Annotated in this window: 18 protein-coding genes; 6 read left to right on the forward strand and 12 right to left on the reverse strand. The window is 68.8% G+C overall.

Annotation, left to right across the window (positions count from 1 at the left end):
- Window positions 1-307: 307 nt before the first annotated feature.
- Entirely contained in the window at window positions 308-727 is a 420-nt protein-coding gene (locus tag V8688_RS08380; protein ID WP_218718591.1) for a DUF5318 domain-containing protein, read from the reverse strand.
- A gap of 123 nt (window positions 728-850) precedes the next feature.
- On the opposite strand from V8688_RS08380, the gene V8688_RS08385 reads away from it, so the two are divergent.
- The 4 genes from V8688_RS08385 (at window position 851) to V8688_RS08400 (ending at window position 4,535) form a co-directional block, all read left to right on the forward strand.
- A complete protein-coding gene (locus V8688_RS08385; protein ID WP_342800549.1) occupies window positions 851-1,924 on the forward strand; it encodes a DUF1707 domain-containing protein in 1,074 nt (357 codons plus the stop codon).
- Between the two features lie 7 nt (window positions 1,925-1,931).
- On the forward strand, window positions 1,932-2,723 hold the full coding sequence (locus tag V8688_RS08390) for a DUF1707 domain-containing protein (protein WP_218718589.1): 792 nt from the start codon (window positions 1,932-1,934) through the stop codon (window positions 2,721-2,723).
- A gap of 152 nt (window positions 2,724-2,875) precedes the next feature.
- Window positions 2,876-3,433, forward strand: coding sequence for a PadR family transcriptional regulator (locus V8688_RS08395; protein ID WP_189031469.1), 558 nt, complete (start codon window positions 2,876-2,878; stop codon window positions 3,431-3,433).
- On the forward strand, window positions 3,426-4,535 hold the full coding sequence (locus tag V8688_RS08400) for an inositol-3-phosphate synthase (protein WP_218718588.1): 1,110 nt from the start codon (window positions 3,426-3,428) through the stop codon (window positions 4,533-4,535). Before V8688_RS08395 ends, V8688_RS08400 begins: the two co-directional genes overlap by 8 nt.
- A 218-nt stretch (window positions 4,536-4,753) precedes the next feature.
- On the opposite strand, the gene V8688_RS08405 is transcribed toward V8688_RS08400, so the two are convergent.
- The 6 genes from V8688_RS08405 to V8688_RS08430 all read right to left on the reverse strand — a co-directional run bounded on the left by V8688_RS08405 (window position 4,754) and on the right by V8688_RS08430 (window position 11,507).
- Entirely contained in the window at window positions 4,754-5,185 is a 432-nt protein-coding gene (locus V8688_RS08405; RefSeq protein ID WP_218718587.1) for a GyrI-like domain-containing protein, read from the reverse strand.
- 2 nt (window positions 5,186-5,187) lie between these two features.
- Window positions 5,188-5,649: a GyrI-like domain-containing protein gene (locus V8688_RS08410; protein WP_218718586.1), complete on the reverse strand. Its 462-nt coding sequence runs from the start codon at window positions 5,647-5,649 to the stop codon at window positions 5,188-5,190.
- Window positions 5,650-5,852: 203 nt separating this feature from the next.
- Window positions 5,853-8,180, reverse strand: coding sequence for a transglycosylase domain-containing protein (locus V8688_RS08415; protein ID WP_342800550.1), 2,328 nt, complete (start codon window positions 8,178-8,180; stop codon window positions 5,853-5,855).
- A 127-nt stretch (window positions 8,181-8,307) separates the two neighbouring features.
- Window positions 8,308-9,114 carry a carbohydrate ABC transporter permease gene (locus V8688_RS08420; RefSeq protein ID WP_255587778.1) on the reverse strand — a complete coding sequence of 269 codons (807 nt, stop codon included), beginning with the start codon at window positions 9,112-9,114 and terminating at the stop codon, window positions 8,308-8,310.
- A 92-nt stretch (window positions 9,115-9,206) separates the two neighbouring features.
- Window positions 9,207-10,145 (reverse strand): sugar ABC transporter permease, encoded by a 939-nt coding sequence (locus V8688_RS08425; protein WP_255587777.1) that lies wholly within the window; start codon window positions 10,143-10,145, stop codon window positions 9,207-9,209.
- Window positions 10,146-10,229: 84 nt separating this feature from the next.
- A complete protein-coding gene (locus V8688_RS08430) occupies window positions 10,230-11,507 on the reverse strand; it encodes an ABC transporter substrate-binding protein (RefSeq protein WP_218718582.1) in 1,278 nt (425 codons plus the stop codon).
- A gap of 198 nt (window positions 11,508-11,705) precedes the next feature.
- On the opposite strand from V8688_RS08430, the gene V8688_RS08435 reads away from it, so the two are divergent.
- Together V8688_RS08435 and V8688_RS08440 are read left to right on the forward strand one after the other, a co-directional pair.
- Complete coding sequence (locus V8688_RS08435) at window positions 11,706-12,503, forward strand: DUF2786 domain-containing protein (protein WP_218718596.1); 798 nt, start codon at window positions 11,706-11,708, stop codon at window positions 12,501-12,503.
- Between the two features lie 231 nt (window positions 12,504-12,734).
- Complete coding sequence (locus V8688_RS08440) at window positions 12,735-13,262, forward strand: TIGR04338 family metallohydrolase (RefSeq protein WP_342800551.1); 528 nt, start codon at window positions 12,735-12,737, stop codon at window positions 13,260-13,262.
- A gap of 92 nt (window positions 13,263-13,354) precedes the next feature.
- Here the strand turns inward: V8688_RS08440 and V8688_RS08445 are convergent, their stop codons facing one another.
- From V8688_RS08445 to V8688_RS08465, 5 genes are all read right to left on the reverse strand, one after another.
- Window positions 13,355-13,777: an organic hydroperoxide resistance protein gene (locus V8688_RS08445; RefSeq protein WP_218718580.1), complete on the reverse strand. Its 423-nt coding sequence runs from the start codon at window positions 13,775-13,777 to the stop codon at window positions 13,355-13,357.
- Between the two features lie 8 nt (window positions 13,778-13,785).
- Complete coding sequence (locus V8688_RS08450; RefSeq protein WP_218718579.1) at window positions 13,786-14,217, reverse strand: MarR family transcriptional regulator; 432 nt, start codon at window positions 14,215-14,217, stop codon at window positions 13,786-13,788.
- A gap of 39 nt (window positions 14,218-14,256) precedes the next feature.
- Complete coding sequence (locus V8688_RS08455) at window positions 14,257-14,784, reverse strand: hypothetical protein (RefSeq protein WP_342800552.1); 528 nt, start codon at window positions 14,782-14,784, stop codon at window positions 14,257-14,259.
- Between the two features lie 152 nt (window positions 14,785-14,936).
- The gene (locus tag V8688_RS08460; protein WP_342800553.1) at window positions 14,937-15,923 is read right to left on the reverse strand and encodes an o-succinylbenzoate synthase; all 987 of its coding nucleotides are present in this window, start codon (window positions 15,921-15,923) and stop codon (window positions 14,937-14,939) included.
- 29 nt (window positions 15,924-15,952) lie between these two features.
- Window positions 15,953-16,333, reverse strand: a complete 381-nt coding sequence (locus V8688_RS08465; RefSeq protein ID WP_316573033.1) for a Uma2 family endonuclease — start codon at window positions 16,331-16,333, stop codon at window positions 15,953-15,955.
- Window positions 16,334-16,371: the final 38 nt, after the last annotated feature.

A 16,371-nucleotide genomic window follows, 5' to 3' on the forward strand; every position in this document is an offset into this window, starting at 1 on the left:
GGGGCCCGGCCCGGCGGGCGGCATCGGCCGGCGCGGCGGCGGACCCGGCCGGTCACCCGGCTGGGGAGGGAGACCCGGCTGCGAACCCCGAGCCGGACGGCCGCCGTGCGGATCATCGCCGAAGGGGGAGGACTCGTAGGGCGAACTCACTGACCAGATCTCCATAACTCGTAAGGTTCAACCGGCACACGACATCCGCGCCGGAGAACCGGCGCGGATACCTTGCACCCCGAACTGTGGCGCATCAAGCGGTGGCCGCCGTCGCCCGGCGGCCGGTCATTCGGCGGCCCATTGCTCGGCAGCCCCATTACTCGGCAGCAGAGCGCCGCCCCGCTCGCGAACTCGTCCGGCGCCGGGCCGGCGCGGGCGCCGAACCGAGCACATACGACTGCACCAGGTGGTTCCAGCTGCACGAGCGGCACACCTCGACGACATGCACCGAGAACTCCTCGCTCGACTCTGCCATCCGGATCAGCTCCTCGGGCGTCCGCGCGGAGCCGGCCGCCTGGCCGAGTCCGTCGCCGTACACCCATGACACCAAGGTCAGCTGCTCTTTCCGGCAGATCGGGCAGGTCACCTCGCTACCCCGGCCGTGGAACTTGGCGGCCCGGAGCAGGTACGGATTCGCGTCGCACACCTCGGCGACGCCGACCCGGCCCGCGTAGACGTCAGCCAGCAGCGACCTGCGCCGGAGCGCATAGTCGACTACCTGCCGCTGAATTCGCACGATCACCAGAGTAGCCGGGATTGATTTGCGGTGCCGGTGGCACCGCTGCATCGGTGGTCTCGTCGTAAACTCCCGATACCGGGGTCGGCCCGGGTATTTCCGCAGGTGAGGCGAGCCAGAACGATGGCTGATTCCAGGCAGGCGCGCAGCGCCGCCGATTCCGTGACGAGGGCGCGTGATATCGATCGCGCGCAGGTGTCGACCGTGCTTGACGCGGCCTACGCCGAGGGCCAGTTGGGCGCGCAGGAGTACCACGACCGCACGGCTCGCGCCGCGTCGGCGCGGACCCTCGGGGAGCTGGAAAGGCTGACCGCCGACCTGCAATCACCCGCTGTTTTCGGTGGTCAGGGTGCGATCGAGCGGAAGCGTTTCGGCCGCAGGCACTCCGGTGAGTACCCCGCCCGGACCAGAGCCCGCGACGCCGACCGGGCCCGCACGACCGCGGCCCTGGACGCGGCGCGGGCCGACGGCCAGCTCGCTGCCGACGAGCACGCCGCGCTCACCGAATTGGCTTCGGAAGCACGCACTCTGGGTGATCTGTCCACCCTGGTTGCCGAATTGCAGCAGCGCCCGGTGGCGCCGGTGAAGCCGAAGGCGCGCAACACCTTCCGCATCGCCACGATCGCGGCGGTCGCGGTGGTGGGGATCGGCTGCTTCGTGTGGACGGTGCGCCCGGACGAACCGGCGCCCGCGGTGGTCGCGGCGGAGGCGATCAACTACAACGCCGCACCACCCCTGGTGATCCCCACGCCGACGCTCACCACCCTCGTCGGGTTCGTCCAGTTCCGCGACGACTACCGGGTCAAGTTCGGTGACACCCTGGTCGACGAGGCCGTCCTGCACGAGGAGCACGCCTCGGCCGTGCGGCGCGCGCCCGGCAACGCCGACTGGACCGCCGACTACACCTACCGTGGCGGCTTCGCCCGGTCGAATTCGCAGGTCAGCACCCGCAAACGCGACGCGCTCGACATCGATCTGGCCCAGGTGAACGCCGAGGCCCTCGGCGCGGCGCTGACGAACGCGGCCGCCACCGCCCAGGTGCCCAACGGCGCGGTCACCCACTTCCGGATCGCGAACGACAGCTGGGTGGGACGGCCGGGGATCACGATCTTCGTGCGCAACGAGGTCGCCCAGTCGGGGCATTTCGTCCTCGCGCTGTCGGGCGAAGTACTCGCGACCTACCCGTACAAAGGATGACCGAGCAATGAAGACCCCGTCTCCCGCGAAGAACCTGCGGGCCCGCGATGCCGACCGCGCCGACGTGTGCGCCCTGCTCGACGCCGCCCTGGCCGACGGCCAGCTGACCGCCACCGAACACGACAAGCGCACCGCGACCGCGATGCGGGCCGAGACCTTCGGCGCCCTCGACCGGCTCGTCGACGACCTGCAGGTACCGGGCAGCCTGGCCGCGACCCCGGTCGCCAGGGGCGTGCCGCGCGCACCCCGGCGCTGGTGGATCCCGGTCGGCGCGGTGGTGCTGGCCGCGCTGCTCGGTGCGGGCGCGGGCCTGATCGGCCGCACCGCGGGCGAGGCCGCCTTCGGCGACCCGCTGCCCGACCTCACCACCGGCAACGGATTCGCGCACTTCCTCGCCGCCTACCGCACCGAATACGGCAGCACCGTCGCCGACGAGCTGACGTTGTACCCCGAGTACGCCCTGGTCGAACGGGATTCCGGGCGACCGGGCAAGCAGGACGAGCTGCAGTATCGCGGCGACTTCAAGGCGTGGGGTTCGCAGGGCAGCCGCCCGCCCGACACCAAGTCGTTCGACCTGGCCGGCGTCGACATCGCCCGTTACGCCCGGCTGATGTCGGGCGCCTCCCAGACCACCCGGGTCCCCAACGGCTGGGTCTCGCACGTGCTGGTCAGGTACCCACCCGGCGGCGGCAAGGACGCCGAGCCGGAGATCAGCATCTACGTCAAGAACGAGGCCGAACAGAGCGGCTATCTGAAGATCCGGCTCAACGGCGAGCCCATCGCCGTGTACCCCGCCTAGCCCCGAGCAGGCCGTCTCACCAGCGCTGACGCAGTGATGTGCGTCATTGCGCTATGCCTTGTTATATCGCTCCGATATAGTTGGAACTCGCATCCATCGGTTAGGTCCGCTCGGCCTGTCAGGCCGACATAGTCAGGGAGTGAGGTCGGCGAGTGCTCGAATTGGCGATTCTCGGCCTGCTCCTGGACGCGCCCATGCACGGTTACGAGCTGCGCAAGCGGCTGACGGGCCTGCTCGGAGCGTTCCGGGCCTTCTCCTACGGTTCGCTCTACCCGACCCTGCGCAGGATGCAGACCGACGGGTTGATCGCCGAGGAGCTTCCGGAGGGCGCGATCGCGCGCCGAGCGCGCCGCGTCTACCGGCTGACGCCGGTCGGGCGGGAACGTTTCAACGAACTCCTCGCCGACACCGGTCCGCAGAACTACACCGATGACGGCTTCGGCGTTCACCTGGCCTTCTTCAGCCGCACCCCCGCCGAGGCGAGGATGCGGATCCTGGAGGGTCGGCGGCGTCAGGTCGAGGAGCGCCGAGAGGGACTGCGGGAGGCGATCAAGAAGGCCAGCGGCTCGCTGGATCGCTACACCCGTCAGCTCCACCAGCTCGGATTGGAATCAAGCGAGCGCGAAGTGCGCTGGCTCAACGAGTTGATTGCGGCGGAGCAATCGACGAAGGCGGCACCACAGAAAGAGGGAAAGAGCGGCCATGAGTGATGTCAACAAGGTTGGGTCCGGCGAGGTTCGCGTCGCGATCGTCGGTGTGGGCAACTGCGCATCGTCGCTGGTGCAGGGCGTGCAGTACTACAAGGACGCCGATGAGAACGCCACCGTTCCCGGGCTCATGCACGTCAAGTTCGGTCCCTATCACGTCAAGGACGTGAAGTTCGTTGCCGCGTTCGACGTCGACGCCAAGAAGGTCGGCTTCGACCTGGCCGAGGCGATCTTCGCCAGCGAGAACAACACCATCAAGATCTCCGACGTGCCGCCCACCGGCGTCAGCGTCCAGCGTGGCCCGACCCTCGACGGCATCGGCAAGTACTACGCGATGACCATCGAGCAGTCCGAGGCCCCGGCCGTCGACGTCGTGCAGGCGCTCAAGGACGCCCAGGTCGACGTGCTGGTGTCCTACCTGCCGGTCGGCTCGGAAGAGGCCGACAAGTTCTACGCCCAGTGCGCCATCGACGCGAACGTCGCCTTCGTCAACGCGCTGCCGGTGTTCATCGCCTCCGACCCGGTCTGGGCGCAGAAGTTCGTCGACGCCGGTGTCCCGATCGTCGGTGACGACATCAAGTCCCAGGTCGGCGCGACCATCACCCACCGCGTGATGGCCAAGCTGTTCGAGGACCGCGGCGTGGTGCTCGACCGCACCTACCAGCTCAACGTCGGCGGCAACATGGACTTCAAGAACATGCTCGAGCGTGATCGGCTGGAGTCGAAGAAGGTCTCCAAGACCCAGGCCGTGACCTCGAACCTCACCGGTTCGCTCGCGGGCAAGGTCCACGACCGCAACGTCCACATCGGTCCCTCGGACTACGTGGAGTGGCTCGACGACCGTAAGTGGGCCTACGTCCGCCTCGAGGGCCGCGCCTTCGGTGACGCCCCGCTGAACCTGGAGTACAAGCTCGAGGTGTGGGACTCGCCGAACTCGGCGGGCATCATCATCGACGCCGTGCGCGCCGCCAAGATCGCCAAGGACCGCGGCATCGGCGGACCCGTCATCCCGGCTTCGGCCTACCTGATGAAGTCCCCGCCGGAGCAGATCGCCGACGACGTCGCGCGCACCCAGCTCGAGGCGTTCATCATCGGCGCGGAGTAGTTGGAGCGCTGGCGCGCTCGAGTCGCGGCCCCTTCTGTCCCGCCGATCAGGCACCGGTGCTTGCTCCTTCGTCGCCTGCGCACCGGCGCCTGATCGGCGGGACGGCCGCGACCGCCGCTGCGCGGCGGACCCTCCTCGAGGTCGGGTCGTGGCTGGTTGCTCGATGACTAAGGCCGGGTCACAGGGTGTTTTCCCTGTGACCCGGCCTTAGTCATATGTCAATCGAGCGAGACGTAGACCTCGACGCTCGTCGGGCCGGTGTAGCGCTCGAGTTCGGCGGTGTGCGAGCGGGTGATGGTGCCCGCGTTCTCCGCCTTGATGACCTGGGCCCACGCTGTGCGCAGGAGGTCGTAGGGCTTGTCGGAGACGACGAACTTGGCGTAGCGGCCCGCGGGGATGCGGGTGAGTACGTCGCCTTCGTCGATGTCGTCGAGCCCGGCGACCTCGTAGCCCAGCACGGCCACGGCGTGATCGTTCTGGCCGATATAGGCCGCGGCGCGGGGGACCGTCTTCTCCCTGGACAGGTACCGGTCCCAGGTGAAGTTCACCAGGTCCAGGTCGCGCGCGGTCACCTCGCGACCGGCCAGCGGCACGGTGAGTCCCGCGATCAGCCCGTCTTCCAGGGTGACGATCTCGAAATCGACGGTCATGGCTACTCGTCCCCCTGCTCCGCGGTCAGCGAGACGTAGATCTCGACCGTGCGCTCGTCCGGATACTGCTCGTAGTCGCCCGCGTAGGCGCGCTCGAACTCCCCGGCGGCCTCGGCGTCCCAGATCTGGCGCCACAGCGCGACGATGGTGTCGCCGCGGTTGTCGCCGGTGGCGGAGAAGAGGGCGTAGCGGCCCGCCGGGATGCGGGCGAGCACGTCACCGACCTGGAGATCGGCGAGGGTCTTGCATTCGTAGCCGACGATATGGGTCAGGTAGGAATTGATTTCCGACGCGAAATCGACGTACCCCGTCGCGATCGGTCCCGGTAACTGCGGTCTCGCCAGCAGGTGCTGCCACGCCTCCACCACCTTCGCGCGGCGTGGCCCCTCCACGGCGAGCGCCGGACTGCGGAGCACTGTGCCCGCGATCAGCGTCTCGGGACGGTCAACGACATTGAAATCCACCTGCGTAGCCCCTATGTCTAGTCTCGTCGTCGCTCGAGCGCATATCTTCCCGCATCGATATGACAGGTTTTGCGCCGGGATCGTTCGACGCGCCGTCGCGTCGCGGCAAACCGGCGGTGCCGACTGGTCGGGCTGGTTCGCGCTCTGGCCAACGATGTTGCCACGTCCGTCGGGGTGTGGGGTCCGGGTGGCCAATCCGTGATCTATCGACCGCCGTCACCGCCCAGTCCGGGGAACAATTCGCCCGGGGTGGCCGGGCGCGGCGCGGGCGGGATGATGATCACCGGCGCCGGGTTGCGCGGGGTGCCGGTCGAGGACGGCGGGGTGATGAGCTCCGGCGCCGGACTGCGCGGCGCGTTCGTCGGCGGGTTGAGGATGTCGTAGGGGCTGCTGCCGCCCGGCGCCGCCGGCGCGGGCGCCGGTCCCGGAATCAGCCCGCCGCCGCCGGTCATCGCGGGTGTGGGGAACTGCTCGATCGGCGTGCCCGCCAGCGCGGTGTCCATCACCTGCTTCCAGATGTCCGAGGGCAGACCGGATCCCCAGATCGCGCCGCCGCGCCCGCTGCGCAGCGGCTGCGGCTGTTCGGTGCCCACCCACACCGCCGTGGACAGCGACGGCGTGTAGCCGATCATCCAGGCGTCCTTGTTGTCCTTGGTCTCGCCGAGCTGGGTGGTGCCGGTCTTCGCCGCCGAGGGCCTGCCCTCGGCCAGCCCGTGTCCGTTGGAATAGTTGGCGATCGGCGTCATCGCCTGGGTCGTGGCGTCGGCGATGGCCGCGGTGATCCGCTGCTCGGGCTCCGGAAGTTGTTTGCCCACCCGGTTTTCCGGTGCGCCGCGATCGATCAGCACCCGCCCGTCGCCGGTGACGACCCGCTGCACGAAATACGGCTGGTGATAGACGCCCGACGCCGCCAGCGTCGCGTACGCCGAGGCCATGTCCAAGGGACGCACCAGATACTGACCGAGCACGATCCCGTTGAGCGGCGCTTCGCCCGCCTCGGTGAGGGTTTCGACGTCGAGGCCGGGAATGCGCTCGGGAATGCCCGCCAGATGGGCGGCCTCGGCGATCGAGCGCGGGCCGTCGGCCATCGTCATGGTGAGCCGGTAGAAGCTGGTGTTCAGTGAGCGTTTGAGCGCTTCGGTGAGTGCGCAGCGGCCGCACGAGTCGCCGTCGGCGTTGGTGATCGTGGTGCCGCGGTCGACGACGGGAGAGCTGTCGATCGCCCTGGTCGGCGGGATGCCCTGGCGCTGTGCCGCGACGAGCGCGAACACCTTGAACGACGACCCGGTCTGCAACGGCGCCTGGGCGAAGTCGAAGCCCGTGCCGGTCTCGCCGCCGTAGTAGGCGCGCACGGCGCCGCTGCGCGGGTCGATCGAGACGACGGCGGCGCGCAATTCCGGCGGCTGCCATTCGAGCCGCTGCCGCACGGTGTCGACGGCGCCCGCCTGCGCCACGGGGTCGATGGTGGTGGTGATCTGCAATGCGCCGGTGTTGATGTCGGCGTCGGTCAGGCCCGCCGCGCGCAGCTCGCGCATCACCTGAGTGCGGATGTGTCCCTCCGGCCCGAGCGCCACCGGTTCGGCCGGGATCTCGGGCAGCGGGATGATCGCCGGGAACACCGTCGCGTCGCGCTCGCCGGGCGCGAGCACCTTCATCTCGACCATGCCGTCGAGCACGTACTGCCAGCGTGCCTTCAACTGGTCGAGGTGGTTCTCCGGATCGAGCACCGACGGCGAGCGGATCACCGCGGCCAGCACGGCGCCCTCGGCCAGGGTCAACTCGGGTACCGGCTTGTCGAAGTAGGCCTTCGACGCCGCGGCGATGCCGTAGGCGCCGCGCCCGTAGTAGATGGTGTTCAGATAGGCCGCGAGGATCTCGTCCTTGCTCCACTGCCGCGACATCTTCGCCGCGATGATCAGCTCGCGCATCTTGCGAGTGACGGTGCGCTCGGAGCTGAGGAAGGCGTTCTTCACGTACTGCTGGGTGATGGTCGACCCGCCGCCGGCGTTGTCGTGGCCGAGCAGGTTGTCGCGGGCCGCGCGCAGGAACCCGCTCGTCGAGTAGCCGGGGTTGGTGTAGAAATTGCGGTCCTCGGCGGCCAGTACAGCGTCGCGGACCGGCATCGGCACCTCGGTCAGCGGGATCGGAATCCGATTGCCTTGCGGCGGGATGAATTTCGTCAGCACGGTGGTGCCGTCGGCGGCCAGCACGGTGGCCGGCTGTTCGACCGCGACCTCGGCGGGCTCGGGAATCTCCGAACTCCAGTAGATCGCGAAGAACAGCAGCGCGGGCACGCAGACGAAGATCACGAACAGCGCCAGGATCAGCCGCCGGATCTTCTGTCCTCTGGTACGTGGCGCGCGGGGTTCGTCACCGTCACCGTCGGCGGCCAGCCGGGCGGCCTGGGCCCGTCGCGCCGCGCCCTTGCGCGGCGGTTGATCACGGCCGAGCGGGTCCTTGAAACCGGCGATCGAGGTATACGGCGCGTCCCCACCGGAACGCCTGCGCCCACCCTCGGAGGCCACGACCATCTCCTTCCGGAGCGAGGGGAAGAACTCACCTGTACCGACGTGCCATCGATAGCAAGACTCTACCCGCCGGGCGTCGTGGAACCCGGGAGGAGCGCGTGGGGGCGGCGAACGCGCCGCCCCGCACCGATCAGCTCTTCACGCCACCGGCGGTCAGACCGGAGATGATCCGGCGCTGGAACACCAGGACCATGATCACCAGCGGCACCGTGACGATCACGCCCGCCGCCATGATCGCCGCGTACGGCTGCACCAGCGGATCGTTGCCGGAGAACTGGGCGATCGCCACCGTCACCGGCCGCGTCTTCTCACCCGACAGCAGCCGGGCCAGCAGGTACTCGTTGATCGAGGCGATGAACGCCAGGATCGCCGTGGTGAACACCGCGGGCGCCGCCAGCGGCAGCATGATCAGCCGGAACGCCTGGAACTTGGTAGCGCCGTCGATGCGCGCGGCTTCCTCGAGCTCCCAGGGCAGCTCGGCGAAGAACGACGCCAGGATGTAGACCGTCATCGGCAGCACGAAGGAGATGTTCGGGATGATCATCGCCTGGTAGTGGCCGATCCAGCCCAGATCGGTGAACAGCTGGAACAGCGGCGTCACCAGCACCACGGCCGGGAACATCGAGGCCGACAGGATCAGCCCCGAGACCAGGTACTTGCCCGCGAACGCCATCCGGGCCAGCGCGTAGGCGGCCAGCACGCCGAGCAGCAGCGCCACCGCGGTGGTGGCGGCGCCGATGATCACGCTGTTGAGCAGCGCCTGCCCGAAGTTGTTGCCGCGACTGGTGTCGAAGGCGTTGCGGAAGTTGTCCAGCGTCACGTGGGTCGGCCACGGGGTGCTGTCGAAGGTGTAGGCCTGGTCGCGGAACGCCACGACCGTCATCCAGTAGAACGGGCCGAGCCCCCACACCAGCACGATCAGCACGCCGAGGTACATCCGCACGGTGCCGATCCGCTTGCGCCACGACACCGGCTGCACCGGCGCCTCCGCGCGCTCGACGGGCGCCTCTTTCGTCATCGAGATGCTCATCAGTTCGCCTTCCGCTGTTCTTCCTGCGTGCGAACGGCGTTGGCGCCCAGCACCTTCACCAGCACGAACGCGATAGCGAAGACGAGCAGGAAGGTGATCGTCGAGAGCGCGGCGGCGCTGTTGGGACCTTGGCGCACCTGCTCGACCACCAGGATCGACAGGGTGTTCGTCGACGGGTTGCCCAGCGTCATGATCGCGGGCAGGTCGTACATGCGCAGCGCGTCCATGGTGCGGAACAGCACCGCGACCAGCAGCGCGGGCTTGAGCAGCGGCAGCGTGATGTGCACGAACCGCTGCCACGCCGACGCGCCGTCGACCTTGGCCGCCTCGTACACGTCGGCCGGAATCACCTGCAGGCCCGCCAGAATCAGCAGCGCCATGAACGGGGTCGTCTTCCACACGTCGGCGGCGATGACCGCGAACCGCGACGCCCAGACGTCGGAGGTCCACAGGATGTGGGTGCCGAGCACCCGGTTCACCACGCCGTCGTACTGGAACATGAACTCCCACAGCCGCGCGGTGACGGCGGTGGGGATCGCCCACGGGATCAGCACCGCGGCGCGCAGCAGGGCCCGGCCGCGGAAGGTCTTGCCCATCACCACGGCCATGCCGAGGCCGAGCACCGCTTCCAGCGACACGGTCACCACCGTGAAGAACAGGGTGACCCCGACCGCCGACCAGAACTGGGAGCCGAGCGTGCCCGTCGGGCAGGCGACGACGCCGCCGAGCGTGTTGCACTGCTGCAGCAGCCAGTGCGTGTAGTTGCTCAGCCCGGCGCCGCCGCCCTCGACGAACATGCCGGTGGCCGGGTCGATCCCGGAGTCCTTCTGGAAGGACATGATGATCGCCTGGACCACCGGATACCCGATGACCACGGCCAGCGCGACGAGCACGGGCGTGACGAACAGCCACGCCTTGCCGGATTGTCGCAGTTCCAGCGCTAGCCCGCGCTGCTTGGCTCCCGAAGGATCCGACACCGTTACTACTCTCCTACGGTCTGGTCGGGTCCGCTGCGCGCTCCGCTACGAACCGGCGGTCTCGATGCCCTTTTGCATGCCGGCGACAGCGTCGTCGACGGACTTCGTGCCGTTCAGGGCAGCATAGGCGTTGTCCTGGATGGCCTTCGACACCGCGGGATAGAACGGGGTGACCGGACGCGGCACGGCGCTGGCGATGGACTCCTTCAGCGCGGGCAGGTACGGCATCTTCGCGATCAGGGCCGGGTCGTCGTAGAGCGAGGCGCGCACCGACGGCAGCGCGCCCGAGGCGATGATCTGCTGGGCCTCTTCGCTGATCAGGTAGCGCACGAAATCGGCCGCGGTGGCCTTGTTCTTGGAGAACGCGCTGATCGCGGCGTTGTAGCCACCCAGGGTGGACGCGCCGACGCCGGTGTTGCCGGGCAGCGGGGCCACGCCGAACTTGTCCTTCACCGCGGAGGTGTCGGCGTTGGCCTGGGCGTACAGGTACGGCCAGTTGCGCAGGAACAGCAGCTTGCCGGACTCGAACGCGCTGGCGCTCTCGCCTTCCTTGAAGGTGATGGCTTCCTTGGGGATGTCACCGCTCTTGTAGGCGTCGACGAGGACCTTCAGGCCCGCCTTCGACTCCGGGCTGTTCACGGTGGGGGTCTTGCCGTCGGCGCCGACGAAGCTGCCGCCGAAGGCGTTGATGACCTCGGAGGTGTTCACGGTCAGGCCCTCGTAGGGGGCGAGCTGACCGGCGTAGCAGCCGATGTTGTTGTCGCGCGCCACCTGGCACTGGCCGAGCATCTCGGTCCAGGTGCGCGGGGCGTTGGGGACCAGGTCCTTGCGGTAGTACAGCAGGCCGCCGTTGGTGTTGCGCGGGGCCGCGTACAGGGTGCCGTTGTAGGTGGCGCTGGCCACGGTCGGCGCCAGCAGCGGCGCGGTGTCGATGGCGAAGGTGTCCTTGAGCGGCTGGATCCAGCCCTTCGCGGCGAATTCCGCGGTCCACGGCACATCCAGGGCGACGACGTCGTAGCCGTCCTGCTTGGCGCGGAAGTGCTCGGCGAGGTCGTCGTGCTGCTGGTTGGCGTCGGCCGACTGCTCCTTGAACGTCACCTGCTCGTTGGGGTGCGCGGCGTTCCAGCGGTCGATGAGCTGCTTGACCACACCGGTCTCGGTGGTGTCCTTACCTTCGACGTAGGTGATCGGGCCGCGGCCGGTCAGGTTCTGGTCGAGCGCGTTGCCTCCGTTGTCACTCGAGCAGGCACTCGCGAACGATGCGGTAAGCAACGCAATCGAGGCAGCAGCCATCGTCGCTCTGGGGACAAACTTCAAGGCCATCGCAGACACTCCAGGGTCGAGACGTGAGCAGCAGCACACCCGTGCGGTGCACGGGTCAACATACATGGTGGCGGGTCGTCACGTCCGATCGTCCTGTCCAATCACATACTTTCCGGTCAGTTCGCGAACGGATCACAGTCGGTGGGGTGCCCTACTCTCGACGGGGTGACCAGTCCATCGCCGTCGACGCCCGACCGGATGCTCTCGCGCATCGGGGGTTTGCTGCGCAAGGCCGAGGCCACCGACAACGAACACGAGGCCGAGGCGTTCCTGGCCGCGGCCCAGCGCCTGGCCACGAAATCCTCGATCGACCTGGCCGTGGCGCGGTCGCACGTGGCCGACCGCGAGCGCAGGTCCACGCCGGTACAGCGGATCATCCCGATCGGCGAACCGGGGCGAAAGGGACTGCGGACCTACGTCCAGCTGTTCGTCGCGATCGCCGCCGCCAACGATGTGCGCTGTGATGTCGCCCGCAGCTCCGCGCAGGTCTACGCCTACGGTTTCGCCGCCGATATCGACACCTGCGAGGCCCTGTACGCGAGCCTGCTGATCCAGATGGTGCGCGCGTCCGATCACTACATCAAATCCGGCGCCTACCGGGAGGCGACCGTCGTCAAGATCGTCGCCGAGAAGCGCTTCGGGCGCACCGTCCGCCGCAAGGTGGAGGCGCCGGTCGCCGGCGTCACCGCGCGCCTGAACTTCCAGATGGCCTTCGCGGCCCGCGTCGGCGCCCGTCTGGCCGAGGTGAAAGCCGAGGTCGTCGCCGAGCAGGTCCCGGCCGAGTCGACCGGCACCGCACTGGCCCTGCGCGACAAGGAAGTAGCCCTCACCGACTTCTACACCGCCACCTCCGAGGCGCGCGGCACCTGGCGCGGGCCGCAGACTTCCACCGGGCACTCGGCCGCCGCGCGCCGGGCCGGCGACCGCGCCGGGCGCGCCGCGCGATTGGGCACCTCACCCGAACTGCCCGCCGCCCGGGCGAAGCTCGGCCGATGAGAGCGGACCTGCTCGGTCGTTCGCCGGGACGGAGCAGCGACGCTGCGATCGTGCGCCCGTCACGGACAGTGCCGCTGCCGACGGGCGGGGGGACGGTCGGCTCGCCGTGCGCACGGACGGACGGGGCGTTGCCACCCGCCGTCGACGCGGGTCGTCGGGCGCTGCCGACGTCAGTGGGTGCCGCGAGCGGTCCGGGCGACCGGCGCGGGCCCATGTCTTCCGGAGCAGGCCGTGGCCTCGCCTGATTCCGGTCGTCGTCGAGACACCCAGCGGGCCAAGGTCTATGACGGCGAGCAGATGGTTCGGGGTGTGTTCGATCGTGCGCAGGAGTTCGGGCACCGCACGGTCGAGGTCTACGGTTCGCAGCTCACGCTGCCCGTCGAGCGACGCTTCGCCTCGGTCGAGTCGGTGCAGTCCTACGCGGACAAGGTGCTGGCGCTGAATTGGGTGCGCGCGCGGTGGGACAGGGCCGAGGTGCCGGTTCGGGTCCGCGCACGAGCAGGCGCGTCGGCGGCCCACTACGAACCCGCCGACGCGGTGCTGGCCGTCCCGCTGCACACCGGCGTGACCGCGTGGGCGTTGCGTGAACTGGTAGTGCTGCACGAACTCGCCCACCATCTCGCCCCCGGGCCGGGGGAGGTGCCGCACGGCCCCGAATTCTGCACTCGTTACGCCGAATTGGTGGATGGTGTCATCGGACCCGAAGCGGCCCTGCTGATCCGCGCGACGTTCGCCGGCTGCGGAGTTCGTTTCGGCTGAGGTCGATCCGACCGCCACTCGCGCCGCCGTCGGGGGCCTGAACACGGCGAATCCCGCCGGTCGTCTAGCACCGGCGGGATTCGAGGGTCGGATCAGTCCTCGGCGATCTGCAGGTCGACCTCGATGTTGCCGCGCGTCGCGTTGGAGTACGGGCAGACCTGGTGCGCCTGTTCGGCCAGGGCCTGGGCCTGCTCGCGCGACAGGTGCGGCAGGGTGATCTCGAGCGTGACGGCCAGTCCGAAACCGCCGTTGTCGTTCGGGCCGATCGAAACCTGCGCGCCGACCGCGGAATCGGCGATGTTCGCGCCCGCCTTCTTGCCGACCAGCCGCAGCGCCGAGTGGAAGCACGCGGCGTAACCGGCCGCGAAGAGCTGCTCGGGGTTGGTGCCCGCGCCGTCGCCGCCCATCTCCTTCGGCGGCGCGAGCACGACGTCGAGCTTGCCGTCGGTGGTGCGCGCGGTGCCGGTGCGGCCTTCGCCGCTGGCCAGGGCTTCGGCGGTGTAGAGGACCTGCATGGAAGCTCTCATTTCTCTGTGAGGGTGTCGGTGAGTTTGCGCAGTAGTCCGCGCAGTGCGGTGACCTCGTCGGTGGACAGTCCCGCGATCTGGGCCATCTCGACCGGGATCCGGCACGCCTCGGCGCGCAGGCCCCGCCCGTGTTCGGTGAGCACGATGTCGACGCGACGTTCGTCGTCGGCCGCTCGCCGGCGCTCGACGAACCCGGTCGCCTCCAACCGCTTGAGCAGTGGAGACAACGTTCCCGAGTCCAGTTCGAGCGCCTTGCCGAGCTCGCCGACGCTGCGCCCGTCGCGCTCCCAGAGCGCGAGCATCACCAGGTACTGCGGATAGGTGAGTCCGAGCCGTTCCAGCTTCGGTCGGTAGACCGCCGTCATCGCCCGCGAAGCCGCGTACAGCGGAAAGCACAGCTGCTCGTCGAGGGTGAGTCCGTCGGTCATGACAACAATGTAGCCCACAATTAAGTTGTGCACAACCATTCAGTGGAATGCGACGGCGAGAAACCCGGAGACGTAGGCCACCCCGAACAGCACCGGCACCCACTGCTCGATATGCGACAACGGCCAGTACCGCGCCCGATCCCGCCCCTCCCCGAGTGCCCACCACTCGCCCTTCCAGAACGGCGACGCGGGCAACCGCTCCTCCAGCGCTCCCACTACCTGGTACTTCGCCGCGTTCAGCAGTCGATAGCTGCGCACCAGGTAGAACCAGGCGAAACACTGCCCGAGGACGGCGATCAACGGAATCACCAGCCACCTCGCGGTATCGCCGGGCGGCGACTTCCCGAACACGGTGACCAGGGTGAAGATGCCGGTATTGAGCGTCAGGAAGAACGAGTTCGCCAACCCCCGCCGCGCGCTCACCCGGTCGGCCATCTCCACGCAGAGCCGATACTGCTCGAGGACGGCGCTGTCGTAGGCGGCGGTGCGTTCACCGGCCGCTCGACCGACCGCCGGGTCGTTCCAGAGCCGGTCGCGGAGCTCGGACCCTCGATCGTTGTCGTCCACCGCTCGCCTCCACGGTGTCGCGTGCAGGGTGATCACCCTTCGAGCCTGCCGCCGACGGGCGCGTGGGTCGCGGGTAGTCGACTACTCGGCTTCGCCCGGGTCGATGCGCGTGTGCCGAGGGGATGGACCACCGAGATCGGTGAGCGGGGGCGTCACCGGCACGGCATGGACCACCCCGGGTCGGCGGACAGCAGCGCGCTGACCCGCTCGTACCGCCGCAACCACCACGCGGTCCGGTCGATATCCGGGTGGCGGTACTTGTCGAGCAATGCCGGATCGGGTTCCGGCGCGGCGGTGGGCACCGGGAGCCAGCCGCCGACCGGGCGCAGCGAATCGGCGACCAGATCGCCTTCGAACAGTGCGAGAGTGCCCAAGCCGCAAGCAAATTCGAGATCCGGCAGGGTGCCTGCCAGCGCGATCTGCGCGGCCAAGCCGACGCTGGTCTCCAACGCTGAGGACACCACGGTCGGCAGCCCGGCGGCCGCGGCGACCGCCAGCGCCCGCCGTACCCCGCCCAGCGGAGTGCATTTCAGCACCGCCACATCCGCGGCACCCGCCACCGCGACCCGCAACGGATCCTCGGCCCGCCGGATCGACTCGTCCGCCGCGATCGGCACGTCGACCCGCCGCCGCACCTCGGCCAGCTCCTCGACCGTCCGGCACGGCTGTTCGACATACTCCAATCCACCAGCGGCCCGGTCGATCTCCCCGATGTGCCGAACCGCGGTCTCGACATCCCACACCGCGTTGGCATCGACCCGGATCGCCCCGTCCCCGATGGCTTCCCGTACCGCCGCCACCCGAGCCAGATCCTCCGCCAACGACCCCGGGTGATCGGCCACTTTCACTTTCGCCGTCGCGCACCCCGACTCCCGCACGATCCGCCGGGCCCGCTCCGCGTCCACCGCGGGCACCGTGCAATTCACCGGCACCCGATCCCGCACCGGCGCGGGCCACCCCACCGTCGCCTGCTCGACCGCGGTAGCCAGCCACCCCACCGCCTCCCGATCGTCATACTCGGGAAACGGGCAGAACTCTCCCCACCCCAATTCGCCCCGAATCAACATCCCCTCACGCACGGTGATCCCCCGAAACCGCGTACGCAGCGGAATCGCATAAACGAACGTCTCGGCACCCACCCCGCGATCGTAGAACCCGCCGGTGTGTCTCAGTCGATGCCCTCGTCCAGCTGTTCCCAGGTCAGTACGACGGGAAATGGCGTCAACGTATCGATGGCCGCCGCGTAATCGTCGGTGCGATTGCGGAATCCGTTCGATACGTACCTTCCCTCGGAGTTGAGGGTGAGCATCTCGATGGACACGGCGGGTCCGTCGTCGTTGGCCATCCGGACGATCCAGTAGTGCTGAATGCCGTAGCGGGCGTATTCGGAGCGCTTATCGATGGTGTCCGCGGTGACAGTTGTCGGTGACACGACTTCGACCACCAGAATGGTGTCGGCGACGGTCGGCTTGGTCTTCCAGCGATTGCGTGGACCAGTCGAACGCTTCGGACACGATGCGATCCTTCGGCTCGGGGCAAGCCTGGTCATCGTACGTCGCCACGGTGACGGAATGCCCGGGTCGGCGT

This window comes from Nocardia sp. No.11, assembly GCF_038752175.1.
GTDB lineage: Bacteria > Actinomycetota > Actinomycetes > Mycobacteriales > Mycobacteriaceae > Nocardia > Nocardia canadensis.

Coding starts and splice junctions, on each gene's coding strand:
- V8688_RS08385 (WP_342800549.1), top strand. CDS start 851: ATGGCTGATTCCAGGCAGGCGCGCAGCGCCGCCGATTCCGTGACGAGG.
- V8688_RS08390 (WP_218718589.1), top strand. CDS start 1,932: ATGAAGACCCCGTCTCCCGCGAAGAACCTGCGGGCCCGCGATGCCGAC.
- V8688_RS08400 (WP_218718588.1), top strand. CDS start 3,426: ATGAGTGATGTCAACAAGGTTGGGTCCGGCGAGGTTCGCGTCGCGATC.
- V8688_RS08405 (WP_218718587.1), bottom strand. CDS start 5,185: ATGACCGTCGATTTCGAGATCGTCACCCTGGAAGACGGGCTGATCGCG.
- V8688_RS08415 (WP_342800550.1), bottom strand. CDS start 8,180: ATGGTCGTGGCCTCCGAGGGTGGGCGCAGGCGTTCCGGTGGGGACGCG.
- V8688_RS08420 (WP_255587778.1), bottom strand. CDS start 9,114: ATGTACCTCGGCGTGCTGATCGTGCTGGTGTGGGGGCTCGGCCCGTTC.
- V8688_RS08430 (WP_218718582.1), bottom strand. CDS start 11,507: ATGGCCTTGAAGTTTGTCCCCAGAGCGACGATGGCTGCTGCCTCGATT.
- V8688_RS08435 (WP_218718596.1), top strand. CDS start 11,706: ATGCTCTCGCGCATCGGGGGTTTGCTGCGCAAGGCCGAGGCCACCGAC.
- V8688_RS08445 (WP_218718580.1), bottom strand. CDS start 13,777: ATGCAGGTCCTCTACACCGCCGAAGCCCTGGCCAGCGGCGAAGGCCGC.
- V8688_RS08450 (WP_218718579.1), bottom strand. CDS start 14,217: ATGACCGACGGACTCACCCTCGACGAGCAGCTGTGCTTTCCGCTGTAC.
- V8688_RS08465 (WP_316573033.1), bottom strand. CDS start 16,333: ATGACCAGGCTTGCCCCGAGCCGAAGGATCGCATCGTGTCCGAAGCGT.